Here is a 582-nt window from a genome sequence, read left to right on the forward strand (position 1 = left end):
GTTTGGCAGGGCCACCTTCGAGATTGGCCGGAACGCCCGTCCCTTCGTCATCCACGGGCGGAGCAAGGAGCGCAGCGACGCAGCGCAGACCCGAGGATCCTGTGTGTTGGTTCTGGTGTATGGTTTGAGGTGGGAAGGAGACCGAGTGGATCCTGGTCGTCCTTTCGGACAGGCCGTGGCATGGCCCGGTCCCTTCCCACCGGTGAACCATCAACCTGAACAGTTGCACGGGGCTGTTCCAAGCAGACCCCGCACCACAGGAAGAGGCGTGGACATGATAGCCCAGAACTATGTCGGCTGCGACATCTCCAAGCAGTGGCTCGACTTTTTTGATGAGACAAGCGGTCGTCTTCGGCGCATCGATAACCAGGCCGATGCGATAGCGGCCTATGTGGCGGGCCTTGATCCCAGTCGGGACTTCGTCGTCATGGAGGCGACCGGCGTCTATGACCGGCTGCTGCGCCATGCGCTGGGCAAGGCCGGCATTGCGTTCTCGCGGCACAATCCGGCGCACACCCACCACTACGCGAAGTCGGCGACCCAGCGCGCCAAGACCGATCGTCTCGATGCCCGGATGCTGAG

The 582-nt window shown here is 62.7% G+C and carries 1 protein-coding gene; it reads left to right on the forward strand.

What is annotated here, in order from left to right:
* Window positions 1–274 precede the first annotated feature (274 nt).
* On the forward strand, window positions 275–582 hold a 308-nt coding region (locus EN850_RS33385; RefSeq protein ID WP_246689316.1), incomplete at its 3' end, for a transposase.

This window comes from Mesorhizobium sp. M8A.F.Ca.ET.207.01.1.1 (assembly GCF_004794715.1).
Taxonomy (GTDB): Bacteria; Pseudomonadota; Alphaproteobacteria; order Rhizobiales; family Rhizobiaceae; genus Mesorhizobium.